The sequence below is a fragment of the Pseudomonas sp. DCA-1 genome (assembly GCF_046523955.1).
GTDB lineage: Bacteria > Pseudomonadota > Gammaproteobacteria > Pseudomonadales > Pseudomonadaceae > Aquipseudomonas > Aquipseudomonas putida_Y.
The window spans coordinates 1,961,722-1,981,031 of sequence record NZ_CP169881.1 but is presented as its reverse complement, the minus strand read 5'-3'; the positions used below and the strand labels follow the sequence as shown (position 1 = coordinate 1,981,031).

Here is a 19,310-nt window from a genome sequence, read left to right as displayed (position 1 = left end):
AAAACAATCATCAGGTCATCTGAATGATGGTCTGCATGATGGTGCTTTCAGTGGAAATGGTCTTGGCATTGGCCTGGTAGTTGCTCTGCGCCTTGATCAGGTTGACCAGCTCGCCGGTCAGGTCGACGTTGGAGTCTTCCAGCGCACCGCCAGAAATCTGGCCGAGGGTACCGGTGTCCGGGGCACCGATTACCGGTACGCCCGAGGCGTAGGACTCTTTCCAGTTGGTACCGCCAATCGGCGTCAGGCCCTGCAGGTTGGCGAAGTTGGCAATCGCCACCTGGCCGATCACCTTGTCCTTGCCATTGGTGAAGCTGGCAAACAGGTAGCCGTTCTGGTCGATGCTCAGCCCCGACAGCTCACCAGTGGCGAAGCCATCCTGGGTTTTTGCAATTTCTGCGGAGGACGCGTTGTATTGGGTGGCACCCAGCATGTCCAGCTTCACACCGTCCGCGTTGGCGATGGCGCCATTGGCCGACCACTCTCCGGCGGCGTTTTTCTGCGCCGGGATCCAGTCGTTGAGCTGGAAGATCTTGTCTTCGCCAATGCTCAGGCCGCCCGGGACATCACCCGCGATCATTGCGTCCTTGTCCAGCGTACCATCGGACTTGAACGGCACAGCGTTGACCAGCGGCGCGGTGGAAGCCGGATTGGCCGGGTTGCGGCCATCGATAGTGGTGTGCATGGACCAGGTATTGGTCGCGTCGTCCTTGATGAAGTACTGATTCATCTGGTGTTCATTACCCTGGCTGTCGTACACCGGAGTATTGAACGTGAAGTTGTAGGAACTGGCGTTGGTGGGATCAAATGGCGTTACCGACGGGGAGGTCGCGGCCGAGTTCAGGTTGATCTTCTCGGTGATGAGGCTGGTCGGCTTCGGCGTCAGGTTGGAAGTATCGATCTGCAGGTCAGTCAGGATGCCCTGGATGATCTTGCCGTCCTCGCCGACCGCATAACCCTGCAGGTTGGCACCCGAAGCATTCACCACATAACCGGCCTTGTCGCTGTAGAAGGCGCCCGCACGGGTGTAGATCTTCGAGCCGTTGTCGTTCAGGGCAAAGAAGCCGTTGCCATCAATAGCCATGTCCAGCGCCTGGCCGGTGGCGTTGATATTACCTGGCGTGAACAGCTGCGAAACCGCGGCGGTCTTTACCCCGGTGCCGATCACGGTCTTGCCCGCGCTAGTGCCGCGAATGGAGTTGGAGTACTGGTCGGCGAACTCGGCACGCGACGACTTGAAGCCGGTGGTGGCAACGTTGGCAATGTTGTTGCCAGTAACGTTCAGGGCCTTGTTTGCTGCATAGAGGCCGCTAAGGCCGATATTGAAAGACATGTGTAACTCCTGTCGTTTTGCTCAGGCCCTAGATGCCGATGCTTTGGATTTTGGAAAGCGCAACACTGCCCAGCCCGGCCAGGTTGAGCGTCATCTCCGAACCGTTGGTACCCATGGTCACACTGGTAACCGAAGCCGGCAGGTTGGTGGTCATGGCCGTGGCCTTGCCATCGATCGAGGCAGTAGCCTTGAAGGTGTAGGTCCCGGCGGCCGCGACTTCACCGTCATCGTTCAGGCCATCCCAGGTAAAGTCGATGCTGCCACCCTTCTGGGTACCGAGCTCGATGGTGCGCACCAGCTTGTCGTCCTTGTCGTAGATCCCCACCGAGGTGGAGGTACTGGACGACGTCAGGTTGACCGAGCCCTTCATGTCCTTGCTGGTATCGACCACGGCCTTGTCGGTCTGGACAATGACATTGCGCCCGACCAGCGAGGAGGCCTGCAAGGCCTGGGAAGATTGCAGCCCGGCCGCGATGTAGGTCACTGCGTCGTTCAGCGACTGCATGCTTTCCAGGCTGCTGAACTGCGCCAACTGGGCCACGAACTCGCCATTTTCCTGCGGGTCGAGCGGGTTCTGGTTCTGCATCTGGGTAACCAGCAACTGCAGGAACGCGTCCTTGCCCAGCGCACTGCCGGCGGCACCGGTAGAGCTGTCAGTCTTGGACGTCTGCTTCTGCAGCGAGGTCAGGTACGCGCTGCCGACGTCTGTAGTGGAATTGGTGGTGGTCATGTCGGCTTCCTATCACTGCCCAAGGGTCAGCACTTTCTGCATCATGCTCTTGGCCGTGTTCATCAGTTCGGCGTTGGTCTGAAACGCGCGGCTGGCGGAGATCATGTCGGCCATCTCCTCGACCACGTTGACGTTCGGGTAGTAGACGTAGCCGTCCTTGTTCGCCGCCGGGTGGTTCGGCTCGTAGCGTGCTTCCAGGGTGCTCTGGTCTTCGACGATGCCTTTTACCTGCACGCCCTGCCCTGCCTCGCCCTGGTCTTCGAACAGCGACTGGCTGCTGCCGGCCTGGGCGTTCTGGAAGGTGGTGGCGAACACCGGGTGGCGGGCGCGGTACGTCTGGTCGATGCTCGAAGACACGGTCTCGGCGTTGGCGATGTTGGACGCCACGGTGTTCAGACGCGTGTTCTGTGCGCTCATGCCGCTACCGGCAATGTTGAAGACACTGGAAAGGGACATGGTCATTCTCCCCGCAGGGCGGAAACCAGCCCTTTGAATTTACTGTTGAGCAAGGTGAAGCTGGCCTGGAAGCCAATCGCGTTTTCCGTGTAGTTCGATTGCTCGATCTGCGCATCCACGGTGTTCTGGTCGATCGACGGCTGCAGCGGCGTGCGGTACTTGAGGGTTTCATCGGCCATGGCCAGGCCTTCAGCCTCGATGTGCCTGCTGTTGGTACGGTCAAGACTGAAGCGGCCGCCGCTCTGCTGCTTGTCGCTTTCGGCTGCGAGCACCGAGGCGAAGTCCATGTCACGCGCCTTGTAGTTGGGCGTGTCGGCGTTGGCAATGTTGTTGGCCAGCACTTCAGCGCGCTGGGCGCGGAAGCCCAGAGCCTTTTCGTGAATACCAAGCGCTTTGTCGAAGCTGATGCTCATGTCAGGGAAACCTTTAGAGGTTGACCGGAATTTCGTTGAGCAAGGTATAGCAAGGGCTGTGCCAACCACCGAAAAGCCCGTATTTATGGGGTTTACCGGGAGAGTACTATCAGATTGATGCCAGAAAAGCGGCAAAGGCCTTCCGCCTGAGGTGACAAAAGCGGCAATTGATAGGCGGCAAAAGCGGCAAAACAAAAAATTGACGTCAGTGTTTTCCTAGGCGGGCCTCTTCGCGGGTAAACCCGCTCCTACAGCGGCCCGGCTCCAACCTCCGATGTGTGTCCACCACCGATCTGTGTAGGAGCGGGTTTACCCGCGAATACGGTAGCGGCGACAACGGTGAACGGCGGGTGGAGATTGGCCAGCTGGGCCGGCCTCTTCGCGGGTAAACCCGCTCCTACAGCGGGCTGCGTCCAACCTCCGATGTGTGTCCACCACCGATCTGTGTAGGAGCGGGTTTACCCGCGAATACGGTAGCGGCGACAACGGTGAACGGCAGGTGGAGATCGGCCAGCTGGGCCGGCCTCTTCGCGGGTAAACCCGCTCCTACGGCGGGCTGCGTCCAACCTCCGATGTGTGTCCACCACCGATCTGTGTAGGAGCGGGTTTACCCGCGAATACGGTAGCGGCAGCAACGGTGCACAGCGGGTGGGGATTGGATTGGCCAGCTGGGCCGGCCTCTTCGCGGGTAAACCCGCTCCTACGGCGGACAGTGTCCAACCTCCGATGTGTGCCCACCACCAATCTGTGTAGGAGCGGGTTTACCCGCGAATACGGTAGCGGCGACAACGGTGAACGGCAGGTGGGGATTGGCCAGCTGGGCCGGCCTCTTCGCGGGTAAACCCGCTCCTACGGCGGGCTGCGTCCAACCTCCGATGTGTGTCCACCACCGATCTGTGTAGGAGCGGGTTTACCCGCGAATACGGTAGCGGCAGCAACGGTGCACAGCAGGTGGGGATTGGCCAGCAGGGCCGGCCTCTTCGCGGGTAAACCCGCTCCTACGGCGGGCAGTGTCCAACCTCCGATGTGTGCCCACCACCAATCTGTGTAGGAGCGGGTTTACCCGCGAATACGGTAGCGGCAGCAACGGTGAACGGCGGGTGGTAAATGGCCAGCAGGCCCGGTCCTTTCGCGGGTGAACCCGCTCCTACACGGCGGGCTGCGCCCAACCTCCGGTGTGTGTCCACCACCGATCCGGTGTAGGAGCGGGTTTACCCGCGAATACGGTAGCGGCCGCAACGGTGAACGGCGGGTGGAAATTGGCCACCAGGGCCGGCCTCTTCGCGGGTAAACCCGCTCCTACGAAGACAGGGCAAACAAAAAGGCCGGCATCTCTCGATGCCGGCCTTTTTGCTTACTTGGCCTGGTAGATGATCCCCGGGCTGCACTGCACCATCTGGTAATGGTCCGGCAAGCCGTTCAGCGCTTCCGAGGCGCCGAGGAACAGGTAGCCTCCTGGCTTGAGGGTACTGTGAATGCGCAGCAGGATGTCCTTCTTCACCTGCGCCGAGAAATAGATCAGCACATTGCGGCAGAACACGATGTCGAACTTGCCCAGACTGGCATAGCTGTCGAGCAAGTTGAACGAGCGGAACTCGACACGGCTGCGAATCGCTGGCTTGACCGCCCAGCGCCCCGGCCCCTTGGGGTCGAAGTAGCGCTGCAAGCGCTCTTGGGACAAGCCGCGGGCAATCGCCAGGCTGTCATATTCGCCAGTCTTGCAGTTGGTCAGCATGGTGCCGGAGAGGTCGGTGGCGACGATCTGCGCCCCCATCTTCAACTGGCCGAGGTTGCTGCGCTCGAACTCGTCGATTGCCATCGAGATGGAATACGGCTCCTGCCCCGACGAACAGGCCGCCGACCACATGCGCAGTCGCTGGCCGGGGTTGTTGCGGATGAACTCGGGGATCACCTTGTTCTTCAGCACTTCGAACGGATAGGTGTCGCGAAACCACAGGGTCTCATTGGTGGTCATGGCATCGACCACCTGCTCGCGCAAGCCGCCGCGCGGCTGGGCCTGAATGCGCTGCACCAGCTCACCCAGGCTCTTGATGCCCTGTTGTTCCATCAGCTTGTTGAGACGGCTGGAAACCAGGTACTGCTTATTCTCGCCAAGCAGGATGCCACAGGCTTTCTCCAGGAAGACCCGGAACTGTTCGAAATCCAAATTACCCGTAGACACTACTGCCGCCTCTTTTCAATCACTGGTGCCGGGGGCATGCCCCCCGGCTGCTTCAATGCGCTGCCTTGATCCGGTCGACCACCCGTTGGGCCAGGTCGTCCGGCTTGAACTTGGCCAGGAAGTCATCGGCGCCGACCTTCTTGACCATTGCCTGGTTGAACACCCCGGAAAGCGAAGTATGCAGGCAGATGTGCAACTTTTGCATGCGCGGATCGCTGCGAATCTCCGCCGTTAGCGTATAGCCGTCCATTTCCGGCATTTCAATGTCCGAGATCATCATCAGGAACTCTTCTTCAGGCTTTTTGCCCTCATCCACCAGCTGACGCAGGTAGTTCAGCGCCTGACGACCATCATTGAGCGCCACCACCTCGACCCCGACGGTCTGCAGGCAACGGCTGACCTGTTTGCGCGCCACCGACGAATCGTCGACGGTCAGCACCCGCATCAACACCGCCTTGTCCTGCACCTCGGCATCGATCACACCGGCCGATACCGACTCGGACGACGGCGACACTTCGGCCAGCACCTTCTCCACATCGATGATCTCGACCATGCGGTTATCCACCCGGGTGACCGCGGTCAGGTAGTGATCACGGCCGGTCCCCTTGGGTGGCGGATGAATCTCTTCCCAGTTCATGTTGACGATGCGCTCCACCGAATGCACCAGGAAGCCTTGGGTCTTGGTGTTGTACTCGGTGATGATCACGAAGCTGTTGCGTGTGTCTTCCTGCAGCGGTCGCAACCCGGTGGCCATCGACAAGTCGAGGATCGGGATGGTCGCCCCGCGAATATTGGCAACGCCACGCACCACAGGGTGCGCCTTGGGCAGCAAGGTCAGTGCAGGGCATTGCAGTACTTCCCTGACCTTGAACACATTGATGCCGTAAAGCTGTTCGCCATTGAGGCGGAACAGCAGCAATTCCAGGCGATTCTGCCCCACCAGCTGCGTGCGCTGGTTGACCGAATCCATAACACCCGCCATGCCAGACTCCTTAACGTTTCAGCCTTTCGTTGCAACTCAGGTAGCGAGTCGGCACGGGCTTTGCTTTTTTGAGTGTCATGCACACGAAAACGACATTTTCCCGACGATTGACACGCCTGCTGACTGGCCCGCTGGCCACGCTGTGCCTGCTGATGCCCGGCGTTCGCACGGTAGCGGACGCGTTCACCTTGCCTGAACAGCTTATCGGTGTCACCCAAGGGTTTCTTGAATTCACCGTTGAAGATTACCTGTCCACCACCCAGACTGCCGGCCGCTATGAAATCCAGGTCAACCCGCTGGACCCACGGTTGCGCATGCCATTGTGCAGCCAGCAGCTGGACGCCTCGCTGGAAAGCCCGGCCAAGCCACTGGGCCGGGTGACGGTAAGGATACGCTGCAACGGCGCAGCACCGTGGACGGTATTTGTACCGGCCACCGTGCGACTTTTCCGCGACGTGGTAGTGGTAACCCGCCCGCTCAAGCGCGACAACACGGTCGGCGAAGGTGACGTGGCCCTGCGCGAGCGAGACGTCGGCACCCTGGGCCAGGGCTTTCTGACCGAGCTGGACCAGGCGGTGGGCATGAAGATGCTGCGCCCCACGGTGATCGACCAGGTGCTCACCCCGCAACACCTGAAACAGGCCGAGGTGGTGCGCAAGGGTGATCATGTGGTGATCATTGCCCGCAGTGGTGGCCTGAGCGTGCGCATGCCGGGCGAAGCCTTGAGCAAGGGCGGCCTGAGCGAGCAGATCCGGGTACGCAACCTCAACTCCAAACGCGTGGTCAAGGCCAGGGTGACCGGGCCTGGCCAGGTCGAGGTCAGTATGTAGGCCAGCCACCAGATTGCGCTGGCAGTGAGGAACCGCTTTTCCTAAACTGTGTCAGAACACGGGTTCGCGGGCTTGCCGACAGGCGGCAATGCATTTGTGCCTAAAGTTTATATCGGGTTGGCCGAAAACAAGGCAAGCGTCCAAATACCCAGAGGTTTCTGATCATGGTCATCGACTTCAGTCGTTTGAATAACTCTCCGTCCGTCACGGGCGGCGTGCGCGGCAATACCGCGTCCGGCAGCGCCGAAAAACCGGCAGCCAGCCAGGAAGCGGCAAGCGCCACCAGCGCCAGCGGAGAAGCGGTACACCTCAGCCAGGAGGCCCAGCAGTTGCAGAAGATCAGCGACAAGCTGCGCGACGAGCCGGTGGTCAACAGCGCCCGCGTGGCCGAGTTGAAACAGGCAATCGCCGACGGCAGCTACCAGGTCGATGCCAGCCGGGTCGCCAGCAAACTGCTTGATTTCGAAGCCCAGCGCTGACCGTACGGCGCGCTGACTTCACGGACGCTAGAAAAGCCAAGAGTTAGCCATGCACGACACCACCTTGCTGCAACTGATCGAAGATGACATTGCCCCGATGCAGGAACTGCTCGACCTTCTGCACAAGGAAGCAATTGCCCTGCATGGCCGCGACATGCCGCTGCTGGAGCAAATCCTGGCGCGCAAGCAGTCGTTGATCATCTTGCTCGAGCAGCACGGCCAGCGCCGCAGCCAATTGCTCGGCAGCCTGGGCCTGAGTGCCGACCGCACCGGTGTGCAGGCTGTAGCCGCGCAGTCACCCCATGGTGATGTGATGCTGCAGCGGCTCGACATGCTGTCGCAACTGATGGACGACTGCCAGCAGGTCAACCAGACCAATGGCCGGATCATCCAGGTGCAGCAACACGTCACCAACAACCAGATCCGCATCCTTCAGGGCGGCGATTCGCCCTCACTCTACGACAGCCGTGGCAGCACCTCGCCTCTGGCCAAGCCGCGCGCGCTCAGCCAAGTGTGATTTTTCTATCAAGGCACAGAACATAGTGGCAAAATGCCGTTACTTGCGTGTGTCGCTTTTGCCTGGAGAACGATAAGCTGTGTTCAATGAATCCGATGCCCCGCAGCCACCCAAGGTGTTGAGCACCCCCTTGGAGATTGCGGCCAACTTGCGGCAGCTGCAGGAAAGCCACGACCCCCTGATCATCACCTTCCATGACCGCAGCCAGCGCTTCCAGAGCTATGTGGTGCGCGTGGACCGCGAAAGCAACACCCTGGCACTGGACGAGATGATCCCCCGTGACGGCGAGAAATTCATCGAGAACGGCGAGCACTTCCGCGTCGAAGGCTTCCACGATGGTGTGCGCATCGCCTGGGAGTGCGATCACGAGCTGAAAATCAGCGAGGTCGACGGCCATCGCTGCTACAGCGGCGCCCTACCGCAAGAGATGACCTACCACCAGCGCCGCAACGCCTTCCGCGCCGCACTGAAGCTATCGCAGCTGGTCGACATCATCCTCGACGGTGCTCACCTCAAGGGCAACGGCGCCATGCGAGGCAAGCTGCTGGATATCTCGGCCACCGGCTGCAAACTGCGCTTCGAAGGCAATGTCGAAGACCGCTTGCAACTGGGCCAGGTGTATGAGCGTTTCAAGGCGGGCAACCCGCTGGGCCTGGTGGATACCATGGTCGAGCTGCGTCATCTGCACTATGAAGAGCGCATCAACACTACCTTTGCCGGCGTGCGCTTCCACAACCTGAGCGGGCAGGCTCAACGCAAGATCGAGAGTTTTGTGTACCAGCTGCAGCGTGAGGCGCGGCGGTTCGACAAGGACGATTATTGATCGTCGGTCGGTAAAACAGAAAACGCCACCTGCTGAGGTGGCGTTTTCATTTGTGTTTCTGCTGGGCTGGCCTCTTCGCGGGTAAACCCTACACCGACTTGCTGGCTTCTTCCGGTTCAGGCGCCTGCTGCTGCGCGCCCTTCTCTTCATCCTCGGTGTCTTCAGCCGCCACAGGTGCCTGCATCACGTCCTGCACGGTCTGCTCATCCACCCGCGGGTCCAGCGCCGCCGACAACGGCGAACCGGCCGCCGGCATCGCCACGTGGCCCAGCGGTGCATCCTGTACCTGATGCAGGCCGGTAACCGCTTTCGGCCGAATGCGCCAGACCAGCACCAAGGCAAAGAATACGAAGAAGGCATACAACATCTGCGCGCCCAGCACCTTCATCAGAACCCCTGCCGCCAACGGGCCAACGCATGCACCCACACCGTAGGTCACCAACAGCATCGCCGTCAGCGATACCCGGCGCTCGCTTTCCACGTGGTCATTGGAAAAAGCAACCGCCAGCGGGTACAGGCAGAACTGCAGCAACGAGATCAGGAAGCCGATACCGAACAGCAACTCCAGCGGCACACTGGGCAGAATCGCCAATGGCGCAGCAGCCAGTGCCAGCCCCACCGCCACGCTACGAATAAGCACGGCCCGGTCATAACGGTCAGACAACCAGCCTAGCGGCCACTGCACCAGCAGGCCGGCAAAAATGCAGCTACCCATGAACAGACCAATTTGCTCGGTACTCATCCCCTGGCTTGACGCATATAAAGGCGCCAGACCGTAGAACGAGCCGACAATCAGCCCCGAGCCCAAAACCGTACTGAGCGACTGCGGCACGCGCTTGATGAAGAACTTCGGCTCCATCGGTGCCGGGCGCAAAGGCGCCGGGTGAATACGCCGGGTCATCGCCACGGGCACCAGGCACAGGGCAAAGCACATCGCCACCAGCATCAGCAGCTCAGGGCCGAGCTGCGGGTGCACAACCAGGATCAACTGGCCAAGCACCAGCCCCAGGTACGAAGCAATCATGTAACCGCTGAACACCGCGCCCCGGTGCTTCACATCGGCCTGCTCATTGAGCCAACTCTCGATGACCATGTATTGGCACATCATCCCCAGGCCGACGATCATGCGCAGCCCGACCCAGGCCGGCAGCCAGCTGGTCAGGCCATGACCGAGCACCGCGGCGCCGACGATACCGGCACAGGTGGCATAGGCGCGTATGTGCCCTACCCGCCCGATCAGCCGGTGGCCAACCTTGCCGCCAACCGCCAGGCCAAAGTAGTTGGCCGCCATCAACGCACCCACCCACAGGCTGTCGACATGGTCGGCCGCCAGGCGCAGGGCCAGGTAGGTGCTGAGCAGGCCCGAGCCGATCAACATCATCAGCGCGGCGAAATACAACGACTGAAACGGCTTCCATACATTTCGCATACGTCCCGTGGAGCTCCCTGGTCAGGTGGCAGTTTTGGGTGCTAGCAGCATAAAGGCAAAAACCGCCTGGCGCAGGCCCCCCGACAGCTATTTGGCTGTGCGGGGGCGTGCCCGGTGCAGGTTGTGTCGCGCTCAGGCCTGTGCCGCCAGCACCCGGCGCTCCCACGGCGTGATCTCGTCGAAGAAATCGCTCAGTTCAAGGGTCTTGCTGGCGATGTAGCCTTCGATGAACTCGCTGCCGAACAGTTCCCGCGCCAGCGTGCTGCGCTTGAGTCTTTCAAGGGCCGCGTGCAGCGTGCACGGCAAGCTCAGGTGCTCGGGCACCTCGAATTCGCCCTGGATGGCCGGCGATGGCTGCAAGCGCTGCTCGATGCCGTGCAGGCCGGCGGCCAGGCTGGCGGCAATGGCCAGGTAAGGGTTGGCATCGGCGCCTGGCAGGCGGTTTTCCACCCGTCGCGCGACCGGCGCACTGGCCGGAATGCGCAGGCCAACGGCGCGATTGTCCTCGGACCAGCACGCATTGTTCGGCGAGGCATAGGGATGGCACAGGCGCTGGTAGGAGTTGACGTTGGGCGCGAACAGGGCAGTGAAGTCGGCCATGCACGCCTGCAACCCGCCGATGAAGTGGTGGAAGGTGTCTGTCGGCAGGCCTTGCTCGTCACTGAACACGTTACGCCCGCTGCTGGCCTCGACCAGGCTCTGGTGAATATGCATGGAGCTGCCGGGCGTACGCGCCAGCGGCTTGGCCATGCAGACCACCGTCAGCCCGTGCTTGAGCGCCACTTCCTTGAGCAGGTGCTTGAACAGGAAGGTCTGGTCGGCCAACAGCAGCGGGTCGCCGTGCAGCAGATTGATCTCGAACTGGCTGACACCCATTTCGTGCATGAAGGTGTCACGTGGCAGGCCGAGCGCGGCCATGCAGTGGTACACCTCCTTGAAGAACGGGCGCAGGCCGTTGTTGGAGCTGACACTGAACGCCGAATGGCCCTGCTCGCGGCGGCCATCGCTGCCTACAGGCGGCAGGAACGGTTGGTGCGGGTCAGTGCTGGGGGCAAAGACGAAGAACTCCAGCTCGGTTGCCACTACTGGCACCAGGCCCAGTGCCGCATAGCGGGCTATCACGGCTTTTAGCTGGCCCCGGGTGGACAGTGCCGAGGGCCGGCCATCCAGCTCGTTGGCATCGCAGATGGCCAAGGCGCGGCCGTCATTGCTCCAGGGCAGGCGGTGCACCTGACCGGGTTCGGCCACCAGTGCCAGGTCGCCGTCGTCACTGCCGTAGAACTTCGCCGGTGGGTAGCCGCCCATGATGCACTGCAGCAGCACCCCCCGGGCCATCTGCAGACGACGGCCTTCGAGGAAGCCTTCGGCGGTCATCACCTTGCCGCGCGGGACGCCGTTGAGGTCGGGGGTGACGCATTCGATTTCATCGATGCCCTGGAGCTGAGCAGTGCTCATGACGCTTGTCCTTGTTGTTGTAGGCTGACAACAACATAGGCTGCGGGTGTTTAAAATATCAAGCAGCCTATTGGGTGGCTGTGCCGGCCTCTTCGCGGGTGAACCCGCCCCTACAGGTGGATGCGATCCTTGTGCCGGCACCGCCCCCCTTACTCCCGCAAGGTCATGCCATTGGCCGGCAACGGCAACGCCGTCTTGTAGCGCACCTGCTTCAGGGCAAAGCTCGAACGAATATTGGCTACCCCTGGCAAGCGCGTCAGGTAATCGAGAAACCGCTCCAGCGCCTGGATGCTGGGCAATAGCACCCGCAACAGGTAATCCGGGTCACCCGTCATCAGGTAACACTCCATCACCTCGGGCCTTTCGGCAATTTCTTCCTCGAAGCGGTGCAACGACTGCTCCACCTGTTTTTCCAGGCTGACATGGATGAACACGTTCACATCCAGCCCCAGCACCTCCGGCGACAGCAAGGTCACCTGCTGGCGGATCACCCCCAGTTCCTCCATGGCCCGCACCCGGTTGAAGCAAGGCGTGGGCGACAGGTTCACCGAGCGTGCCAGCTCGGCATTGGTGATGCGGGCGTTCTCTTGCAGGCTGTTGAGAATGCCGATATCGGTACGATCGAGTTTGCGCATGAGACAAAATCACCGGTTTTTTGTGTTTATGCGGAATGTTTATCTGCCCCGCTCGGCAAAGGCAATCAACTTGAGAGAAAAATTCTCCTGCCGGGCCACTAAGATGTAGGTGACGCTGACTTACCAGTCACAAGCCGGTACTCAGCGGCGGCCGCTTCAGAGCTCACAAAAACAAATACCCGAGCGAGCGTAAAAAGCATGAACGAGTACGCCCCCCTGCGTTTGCATGTGCCCGAGCCCACCGGCCGGCCAGGCTGCCAGACCGATTTTTCCTACCTGCGCCTCACCGATGCAGGTCAGGCCCGTAAACCCGCTATCGATGTCGATGCTGCCGACACTGCCGACCTGTCCTGCAGCCTGGTCCGCGTGCTCGACGAGCAAGGCGACGCGCAAGGCCCGTGGGCCGAGGACATCGACCCGCAGATCCTTCGCCAAGGCATGCGCGCCATGCTCAAGACGCGGATCTTCGACAGCCGCATGGTGGTTGCCCAGCGCCAGAAGAAGATGTCCTTCTACATGCAAAGCCTGGGCGAAGAAGCCATCGGCAGCGGCCAGGCGCTGGCGCTGAACCGCACTGACATGTGCTTCCCGACCTACCGCCAGCAAAGCATCCTGATGGCCCGCGACGTATCGCTGGTCGAGATGATCTGCCAACTGCTGTCCAACGAGCGCGACCCACTCAAAGGCCGCCAGTTGCCGATCATGTACTCGGTGCGCGAAGCCGGCTTCTTCACCATCAGCGGCAACCTGGCGACCCAGTTCGTGCAGGCGGTCGGCTGGGCCATGGCATCGGCGATCAAAGGCGATACCAAGATCGCCTCGGCGTGGATCGGTGACGGCGCTACTGCCGAGTCGGACTTCCACACCGCCCTCACCTTTGCCCACGTATACCGCGCCCCGGTCATCCTCAACGTGGTCAACAACCAGTGGGCCATTTCCACTTTCCAGGCCATCGCCGGTGGCGAGTCGACCACCTTTGCCGGCCGTGGCGTGGGTTGCGGTATTGCTTCGCTGCGGGTTGACGGCAACGACTTCGTCGCCGTGTACGCCGCCTCGCGCTGGGCTGCCGAACGCGCCCGACGCGGCCTGGGCCCAAGCCTGATCGAGTGGGTCACCTACCGTGCCGGCCCGCACTCGACGTCGGACGACCCCTCCAAGTACCGCCCTGCCGATGACTGGAGCCACTTCCCGCTGGGTGACCCGATCGCCCGCCTGAAGCAGCACCTGATCAAGATCGGCCACTGGTCCGAGGAAGAACACCAGGCCGTCACGGCCGAGCTCGAAGCTGCGGTGATTGCTGCGCAGAAAGAAGCCGAGCAATACGGCACCCTGGCCAACGGGCATATCCCGAGCGCCGCCTCGATGTTCGAGGATGTGTACAAGGAGATGCCCGAACACCTGCGCCGTCAACGCCAGGAACTGGGGGTTTGAGATGAACGACCACAACAACAGCATAAACCCGGAAACCGCCATGGCCACCACTACCATGACCATGATCCAGGCCCTGCGCTCGGCCATGGATGTCATGCTTGAGCGCGACGACAATGTAGTGGTGTACGGCCAGGACGTCGGTTACTTCGGCGGCGTGTTCCGCTGCACCGAAGGCCTGCAGAACAAGTACGGCAAATCGCGCGTGTTCGATGCGCCCATCTCCGAGAGCGGCATCGTCGGTACCGCCGTGGGCATGGGTGCCTATGGCCTGCGCCCGGTGGTGGAAATCCAGTTCGCCGACTACTTCTACCCGGCCTCCGACCAGATCGTCTCCGAGCTGGCCCGCCTGCGTTACCGTTCGGCCGGCGAGTTCATCGCCCCGCTGACCCTGCGCATGCCTTGCGGCGGCGGTATCTATGGCGGCCAGACTCACAGCCAGAGCCCGGAAGCGATGTTCACCCAGGTGTGCGGTCTGCGCACCGTCATGCCGTCCAACCCATATGACGCCAAAGGCCTGCTGATTGCCTCGATCGAATGCGACGACCCGGTAATCTTCCTGGAGCCCAAACGCCTGTACAACGGCCCGTTCGATGGCCACCACGACCGCCCGGTAACACCGTGGTCGAAGCACCCGCACAGCGCCGTGCCCGACGGCTATTACACCGTACCGCTGGACAAGGCCGCCATTACCCGCCCTGGCAATGACGTGACTGTGCTGACCTACGGCACCACGGTGTACGTGGCCCAGGTGGCCGCCGAAGAAAGCGGCGTCGATGCCGAAGTGATCGACCTGCGCAGCCTGTGGCCGCTGGACCTGGATACTATCGTCGAGTCGGTGAAAAAGACCGGCCGTTGCGTGGTGGTGCACGAGGCCACCCGCACCTGCGGCTTCGGTGCCGAACTGGTGGCGCTGGTGCAGGAGCACTGCTTCCACCACCTGGAGGCGCCGATCGAGCGCGTCACCGGCTGGGACACCCCCTACCCTCACGCACAGGAATGGGCTTACTTCCCCGGCCCTTCGCGGGTAGGTGCGGCACTGAAAAAGGTCATGGAGGTCTGAATGGGCACGCACGTCATCAAGATGCCGGACATTGGCGAAGGCATCGCGCAGGTCGAGTTGGTGGAATGGTTCGTCAAGGTCGGCGATATCATCGCCGAGGACCAGGTGGTGGCCGACGTCATGACCGACAAGGCCACCGTCGAAATCCCTTCGCCGGTCAGCGGTACAGTGCTGGCCTTGGGTGGACAGCCCGGTGAAGTGATGGCGGTCGGTAGCGAACTGATCCGCATCGAAGTGGAAGGCAGCGGCAACCATGTGGATGTGCCTCAGCCAAAGCCGGTAGAGGCCCAGGCGGCCCCGATTGCAGCCAAGCCGGAACCGCAGAAAGACGTAAAACCCGCCGCGCACCAGGCGCCCGCCAATCACGAAGCTGCGGCCATTGTGCCGCGCCAGCCGGGCGACAAGCCACTGGCCTCGCCGGCCGTGCGCAAACGCGCCCTGGATGCCGGTATCGAACTGCGTTATGTGCATGGCAGCGGCCCGGCCGGGCGTATTCTGCACGAAGACCTCGACGCCTTCATGAGCAAGCCGCAAAGCAATGCCGGCCAGGCACCGAACGGCTATGCCAAGCGCACTGACAGCGAACAGGTGCCTGTGATCGGCCTGCGTCGCAAGATCGCCCAGCGCATGCAGGACGCCAAGCGCCGCGTCGCACACTTCAGCTACGTGGAAGAAATTGACGTCACCGCCCTGGAAGCCCTGCGCCAGCAGCTCAACAGCAAGCACGGCGACAGCCGCGGCAAGCTGACCTTGCTGCCATTCCTGGTGCGCGCCTTGGTCGTGGCGCTGCGTGACTTCCCGCAGATCAACGCAACCTACGACGACGAAGCGCAGATCATCACCCGCCATGGCGCGGTGCATGTGGGCATTGCCACCCAAGGTGACAACGGCCTGATGGTACCCGTGCTGCGCCACGCCGAAGCGGGCAGCCTGTGGGCCAATGCCGGCGAAATTTCGCGCCTGGCCAACGCTGCACGCAACAACAAGGCCAGCCGCGAAGAGCTGTCCGGCTCGACCATCACCCTGACCAGCCTCGGCGCCTTGGGTGGCATTGTCAGCACGCCGGTGGTCAACACCCCGGAAGTGGCAATCGTCGGGGTCAACCGCATGGTCGAACGGCCAGTGGTGATCGACGGCCAGATCGTCGTGCGCAAGATGATGAACCTGTCCAGTTCGTTCGACCACCGCGTGGTCGATGGCATGGACGCCGCCCTGTTCATCCAGGCCGTGCGCGGCCTGCTCGAACAGCCCGCCTGCCTGTTCGTGGAGTGAGCATGCACCAGACTATCCAAACGACCCTGCTGATCATCGGCGGCGGCCCCGGCGGTTATGTGGCTGCCATCCGCGCCGGGCAACTGGGCATCCCCACCGTACTGGTAGAAGGCCAGGCGCTGGGCGGCACCTGCCTGAACATCGGCTGCATTCCGTCCAAAGCACTGATCCATGTGGCCGAACAGTTCCACCAGACTTCGCGTTTTGCCGGGGCGTCCGAGCTGGGTATCAGCGTAGCCTCGCCGCGCCTGGACATCGGCCAGAGCGTGGCCTGGAAGGACGGCATCGTCGACCGCCTGACCACCGGTGTTGCCGCCTTGCTGAAAAAGCACGGGGTAAAAGTGGTACATGGCTGGGCCAAGGTGCTCGACGGCAAGCAGGTCGAGGTCGATGGCCAGCGCATCCAGTGTGAGCACCTGTTGCTGGCCACCGGCTCCAGCAGTGTCGAACTGCCGATGCTGCCGCTGGGTGGCCCGGTGATTTCCTCCACCGAAGCCCTGGCACCGAAAGCCCTGCCGCAACATCTGGTGGTGGTAGGGGGTGGCTACATTGGCCTGGAGTTGGGCATTGCCTATCGCAAGCTGGGTGCACAGGTCAGTGTGGTGGAAGCGCGTGAGCGCATCCTGCCGACCTACGACAGCGAATTGACCGCCCCGGTGGCCGAGTCGCTGAAGAAGCTGGGCATCGCCCTGCACCTGGGCCACAGCGTTGAAGGTTACGAAAATGGTTGCCTGCTGGCCAACGACGGCAAGGGCGGGCAACTGCGCCTGGAGACCGACCAGGTACTGGTGGCCGTGGGCCGCCGGCCACGCACCCAAGGCTTCAACCTGGAATGCCTGGACCTGAAGATGAACGGCGCCGCCATTGCCATCGACGAGCACTGCCAGACCAGCATGCGCAACGTCTGGGCCATCGGCGACGTCGCTGGCGAGCCGATGCTGGCGCACCGGGCCATGGCCCAGGGCGAGATGGTCGCCGAAATCATCGCCGGCAAGGCCCGCCGCTTCGAGCCTACTGCAATTGCCGCCGTGTGCTTCACCGACCCGGAGCTGGTGGTGGTCGGCAAGACCCCGGAACAAGCCAGCCAGCAGGGCCTGGACTGCATCGTCGCGCAGTTCCCGTTTGCCGCCAACGGCAGGGCCATGAGCCTGGAGTCGAAAAGCGGTTTCGTGCGCGTGGTGGCGCGACGCGACAATCACTTGATTCTGGGCTGGCAGGCAGTTGGCGTGGCGGTTTCCGAATTGTCCACGGCGTTTGCCCAATCGCTGGAGATGGGCGCGTGCCTGGAAGATGTGGCCGGCACCATTCATGCCCACCCCACGCTGGGTGAAGCGGTACAGGAAGCCGCGCTGCGCGCCCTGGGTCACGCCTTGCATATCTGACACTGAAGCGGCCGAGGCCGATTTGGCCCGCTGCGCCGAGAGGCGCTGCGGGTCTTTTTTCATTCAGGCCATGTAAACCTCCAGAAAACAGCGCCATCTCTGAGCGGGCGCTACTCGGAAATTGCGTTCTTGCCTGCCCGCTTGGCCCTGTATAGCGCCTTGTCGGCACGCGCCAGCAGCGCGTCCTGGTCCTCCCCATCCAGCCGTTGCACCACGCCATAGCTCATGGTCAGTCGACAATCCCCCACCGGCTCCACTAGCTCGAGCACCTGGCGCAAGCGCGCTGCCACCTCCAGCGCCTCCCCCAATGCGGTCTGCGGCAGCACGATGACGAACTCGTCGCCACCCCAGCGCGCCAGCAGGTCCAGTTCGCGCAAGCAGGTGCGCAGGTTTTCGGCCACCCGCACCAGCGCCGAATCGCCACGGGCGTGACCGTAGCGGTCGTTGATCGGTTTGAAATCATCCATATCCATGGCAATCAGCGACAACGGCTGGCGAAAGCGCTGGGCGCGCTGGCACTCCAGGTGCAACGCGCTCTCCAGCCGGTAACGATTGGCGACCCGGGTCAACGCATCGCGTTCGGCCAGTTCACGGTTTTCGTCCAGTTGCCGCTGCAACTGCTGGTTAACCCGAGACAACTCGCGGGTGCGTTCGGCCACCTGAAACTCCAGTGACTGGTTCTTCTGCTCCAGTTGAGCCACCAAGCGCTTGCCAGCGTCGATATTGCGATGCGCACCCAGCATGCGCGCCACGGAACCGTCCTCGTTATGCGCGATGATGTAGCCGCTGTCTTCGATCCAGATGTAGCTGCCATCCTGACAACGGCAACGGTATTCAATGCGGTAGCGCTCGTTGCGCTGATTGATATAGGCCTCGAAATGCGCCATTACCCGTGGGTAGTCTTCAGGATGGATCACGCTCTCCCAGGTAAATACCGAGTTGGCCATGGAGTGGCTGGCATAACCCAGCATGCTGTACCAGCCCGGGTTGCGATAAACGTAGCCAGTATTGGCATTCCAGTCCCAGATGCCATCGCTGATCAAATCGAACAAGGTGTGCAACTGCTGTTCACTGAAGCCGGCAGGTACCGGCCTGGTTTCTTGACTCATGGACACTCTCCCTGATGCCCAGCAACTGCGCTCCGATCAAGGGGCTGCCGACAGTGGTGGTAATTGCCGCAGGCGGCAAGATCATGCCTGACACGGGCAAGCATATGCCCGCCCGCGCGTATCGGAAATAGCGCCAAGGCCCTGATTTCGGCCGATAGAATGCTGGCATGGCTTTTGCGCTTGGAAGCTGTCAACGAGATTTCCAACGAGGAAACATGATAATTGCCCATAACGGCGTGAGCTGGCAGCCCACGCTCCATCAGCCTCGGCACGCCAACGATGAGCAGGCAATGGCCCAGATTGCGCCTGTCCGCACGCCAATATCCACCGCCAACACGGCGAGCCAACAGCAGAACGGAGGCAGTACCGCTCAGCAAAACGCTGAGGATGCTCGTGCAGAAGCTTTTGCCAAACTCAAGGTGATGCTGCAAAACCTGGGTTCTGCGACCAACGAGCCGATCATCGGAGAACCACTGCCGCCCAAGACTGCCCGGGAGGAATTTCACGACTTCATGTCCAAGTCGCCTGGCGAGATGATCAAGGAAAAACTGCTGCGTGAGATAGGCCTGACCGAAGAAGAGTACGACGCCCTGCCACCAGAAATGAAAGCAAAAGTCGACGAGTTGATCGCCCAGCGCATGAAAGAAAACATCGAGCGCAAGGTGGAGGAGAAAGCGCAAGAGCAGGTCGCCAAGGCGGATGGCGACCAGGATGAAACGCAACAAGCAGCAAGCCCGATATAGTGAGCTGGCCAAGCGAAGGTGCTTTAACAGCAGCGCGGCGGCGACAAAG

General features: G+C 61.7%; 19 protein-coding genes. 9 read left to right on the top strand and 10 right to left on the bottom strand.

Translation table 11 applies throughout. The annotated features are described in order from the left end of the window. Positions 1-10: 10 nt before the first annotated feature. The 6 genes from flgE to ACE4QZ_RS09480 form a co-directional block, all read right to left on the bottom strand. On the bottom strand, positions 11-1,333 hold the full coding sequence (gene flgE / locus ACE4QZ_RS09505; RefSeq protein ID WP_103462188.1) for a flagellar hook protein FlgE: 1,323 nt from the start codon (positions 1,331-1,333) through the stop codon (positions 11-13). Between the two features lie 28 nt (positions 1,334-1,361). Continuing rightward, the gene (gene flgD / locus ACE4QZ_RS09500) at positions 1,362-2,063 is read right to left on the bottom strand and encodes a flagellar hook assembly protein FlgD (RefSeq protein WP_103462187.1); all 702 of its coding nucleotides are present in this window, start codon (positions 2,061-2,063) and stop codon (positions 1,362-1,364) included. 12 nt (positions 2,064-2,075) lie between these two features. Next, positions 2,076-2,519, bottom strand: a complete 444-nt coding sequence (gene flgC / locus ACE4QZ_RS09495; RefSeq protein WP_012051596.1) for a flagellar basal body rod protein FlgC — start codon at positions 2,517-2,519, stop codon at positions 2,076-2,078. A gap of 2 nt (positions 2,520-2,521) precedes the next feature. Further along, entirely contained in the window at positions 2,522-2,932 is a 411-nt protein-coding gene (gene flgB, locus ACE4QZ_RS09490; RefSeq protein ID WP_021785151.1) for a flagellar basal body rod protein FlgB, read from the bottom strand. Positions 2,933-4,286: 1,354 nt separating this feature from the next. Beyond that, positions 4,287-5,114: a protein-glutamate O-methyltransferase CheR gene (cheR, locus tag ACE4QZ_RS09485; RefSeq protein ID WP_004575768.1), complete on the bottom strand. Its 828-nt coding sequence runs from the start codon at positions 5,112-5,114 to the stop codon at positions 4,287-4,289. Positions 5,115-5,166: 52 nt separating this feature from the next. Further along, positions 5,167-6,096 (bottom strand): chemotaxis protein CheV, encoded by a 930-nt coding sequence (locus tag ACE4QZ_RS09480; protein WP_010955104.1) that lies wholly within the window; start codon positions 6,094-6,096, stop codon positions 5,167-5,169. A gap of 77 nt (positions 6,097-6,173) precedes the next feature. On the opposite strand from ACE4QZ_RS09480, the gene flgA reads away from it, so the two are divergent. The 4 genes from flgA to ACE4QZ_RS09460 all read left to right on the top strand — a co-directional run bounded on the left by flgA (position 6,174) and on the right by ACE4QZ_RS09460 (position 8,745). Next, positions 6,174-6,926, top strand: coding sequence for a flagellar basal body P-ring formation chaperone FlgA (gene flgA / locus ACE4QZ_RS09475; protein ID WP_103462185.1), 753 nt, complete (start codon positions 6,174-6,176; stop codon positions 6,924-6,926). Between the two features lie 164 nt (positions 6,927-7,090). After that, positions 7,091-7,405, top strand: a complete 315-nt coding sequence (gene flgM, locus ACE4QZ_RS09470) for a flagellar biosynthesis anti-sigma factor FlgM (protein ID WP_103462184.1) — start codon at positions 7,091-7,093, stop codon at positions 7,403-7,405. Between the two features lie 49 nt (positions 7,406-7,454). Continuing rightward, complete coding sequence (locus ACE4QZ_RS09465) at positions 7,455-7,922, top strand: flagella synthesis protein FlgN (protein WP_010955106.1); 468 nt, start codon at positions 7,455-7,457, stop codon at positions 7,920-7,922. 79 nt (positions 7,923-8,001) lie between these two features. Beyond that, positions 8,002-8,745 (top strand): flagellar brake protein, encoded by a 744-nt coding sequence (locus ACE4QZ_RS09460; protein WP_103462183.1) that lies wholly within the window; start codon positions 8,002-8,004, stop codon positions 8,743-8,745. A gap of 88 nt (positions 8,746-8,833) precedes the next feature. Here the strand turns inward: ACE4QZ_RS09460 and ACE4QZ_RS09455 are convergent, their stop codons facing one another. The 3 genes from ACE4QZ_RS09455 to bkdR form a co-directional block, all read right to left on the bottom strand. Continuing rightward, positions 8,834-10,174 (bottom strand): MFS transporter, encoded by a 1,341-nt coding sequence (locus ACE4QZ_RS09455; RefSeq protein ID WP_028696946.1) that lies wholly within the window; start codon positions 10,172-10,174, stop codon positions 8,834-8,836. Positions 10,175-10,306: 132 nt separating this feature from the next. After that, complete coding sequence (locus ACE4QZ_RS09450; RefSeq protein ID WP_181005332.1) at positions 10,307-11,548, bottom strand: glutamine synthetase family protein; 1,242 nt, start codon at positions 11,546-11,548, stop codon at positions 10,307-10,309. 230 nt (positions 11,549-11,778) lie between these two features. Next, a complete protein-coding gene (bkdR, locus tag ACE4QZ_RS09445) occupies positions 11,779-12,264 on the bottom strand; it encodes a Bkd operon transcriptional regulator BkdR (RefSeq protein ID WP_003254485.1) in 486 nt (161 codons plus the stop codon). Between the two features lie 198 nt (positions 12,265-12,462). Between bkdR and ACE4QZ_RS09440 the strand changes: the two genes are divergently transcribed. From ACE4QZ_RS09440 to lpdA, 4 genes are read left to right on the top strand one after another with little or no spacing between them, the layout of a single operon-like run. Further along, on the top strand, positions 12,463-13,695 hold the full coding sequence (locus tag ACE4QZ_RS09440) for a 3-methyl-2-oxobutanoate dehydrogenase (2-methylpropanoyl-transferring) subunit alpha (RefSeq protein WP_028696948.1): 1,233 nt from the start codon (positions 12,463-12,465) through the stop codon (positions 13,693-13,695). A gap of 1 nt (position 13,696) precedes the next feature. Then, positions 13,697-14,755, top strand: a complete 1,059-nt coding sequence (locus ACE4QZ_RS09435; RefSeq protein WP_003254487.1) for an alpha-ketoacid dehydrogenase subunit beta — start codon at positions 13,697-13,699, stop codon at positions 14,753-14,755. Next, complete coding sequence (locus ACE4QZ_RS09430; protein ID WP_021785142.1) at positions 14,756-16,027, top strand: dihydrolipoamide acetyltransferase family protein; 1,272 nt, start codon at positions 14,756-14,758, stop codon at positions 16,025-16,027. Positions 16,028-16,029: 2 nt separating this feature from the next. Further along, positions 16,030-17,409 carry a dihydrolipoyl dehydrogenase gene (gene lpdA / locus ACE4QZ_RS09425; protein WP_084850662.1) on the top strand — a complete coding sequence of 460 codons (1,380 nt, stop codon included), beginning with the start codon at positions 16,030-16,032 and terminating at the stop codon, positions 17,407-17,409. Between the two features lie 110 nt (positions 17,410-17,519). Here the strand turns inward: lpdA and ACE4QZ_RS09420 are convergent, their stop codons facing one another. Beyond that, entirely contained in the window at positions 17,520-18,518 is a 999-nt protein-coding gene (locus ACE4QZ_RS09420; RefSeq protein WP_021785140.1) for a diguanylate cyclase, read from the bottom strand. 215 nt (positions 18,519-18,733) lie between these two features. Between ACE4QZ_RS09420 and ACE4QZ_RS09415 the strand changes: the two genes are divergently transcribed. Next, positions 18,734-19,261: a hypothetical protein gene (locus ACE4QZ_RS09415; protein ID WP_021785139.1), complete on the top strand. Its 528-nt coding sequence runs from the start codon at positions 18,734-18,736 to the stop codon at positions 19,259-19,261. Positions 19,262-19,310 lie beyond the last annotated feature (49 nt).

Bases quoted from the DNA above. Each gene is read 5' to 3' on its own strand.
- flgE (WP_103462188.1), bottom strand. From the start codon at position 1,333: ATGTCTTTCAATATCGGCCTTAGCGGCCTCTATGCAGCAAACAAGGCC.
- flgD (WP_103462187.1), bottom strand. From the start codon at position 2,063: ATGACCACCACCAATTCCACTACAGACGTCGGCAGCGCGTACCTGACC.
- flgC (WP_012051596.1), bottom strand. From the start codon at position 2,519: ATGTCCCTTTCCAGTGTCTTCAACATTGCCGGTAGCGGCATGAGCGCA.
- flgB (WP_021785151.1), bottom strand. From the start codon at position 2,932: ATGAGCATCAGCTTCGACAAAGCGCTTGGTATTCACGAAAAGGCTCTG.
- ACE4QZ_RS09480 (WP_010955104.1), bottom strand. From the start codon at position 6,096: ATGGCGGGTGTTATGGATTCGGTCAACCAGCGCACGCAGCTGGTGGGG.
- flgA (WP_103462185.1), top strand. From the start codon at position 6,174: ATGCACACGAAAACGACATTTTCCCGACGATTGACACGCCTGCTGACT.
- flgM (WP_103462184.1), top strand. From the start codon at position 7,091: ATGGTCATCGACTTCAGTCGTTTGAATAACTCTCCGTCCGTCACGGGC.
- ACE4QZ_RS09465 (WP_010955106.1), top strand. From the start codon at position 7,455: ATGCACGACACCACCTTGCTGCAACTGATCGAAGATGACATTGCCCCG.
- ACE4QZ_RS09455 (WP_028696946.1), bottom strand. From the start codon at position 10,174: ATGCGAAATGTATGGAAGCCGTTTCAGTCGTTGTATTTCGCCGCGCTG.
- ACE4QZ_RS09450 (WP_181005332.1), bottom strand. From the start codon at position 11,548: ATGACCGCCGAAGGCTTCCTCGAAGGCCGTCGTCTGCAGATGGCCCGG.
- bkdR (WP_003254485.1), bottom strand. From the start codon at position 12,264: ATGCGCAAACTCGATCGTACCGATATCGGCATTCTCAACAGCCTGCAA.
- ACE4QZ_RS09440 (WP_028696948.1), top strand. From the start codon at position 12,463: ATGAACGAGTACGCCCCCCTGCGTTTGCATGTGCCCGAGCCCACCGGC.
- ACE4QZ_RS09435 (WP_003254487.1), top strand. From the start codon at position 13,697: ATGAACGACCACAACAACAGCATAAACCCGGAAACCGCCATGGCCACC.
- ACE4QZ_RS09430 (WP_021785142.1), top strand. From the start codon at position 14,756: ATGGGCACGCACGTCATCAAGATGCCGGACATTGGCGAAGGCATCGCG.
- lpdA (WP_084850662.1), top strand. From the start codon at position 16,030: ATGCACCAGACTATCCAAACGACCCTGCTGATCATCGGCGGCGGCCCC.
- ACE4QZ_RS09420 (WP_021785140.1), bottom strand. From the start codon at position 18,518: ATGAGTCAAGAAACCAGGCCGGTACCTGCCGGCTTCAGTGAACAGCAG.
- ACE4QZ_RS09415 (WP_021785139.1), top strand. From the start codon at position 18,734: ATGATAATTGCCCATAACGGCGTGAGCTGGCAGCCCACGCTCCATCAG.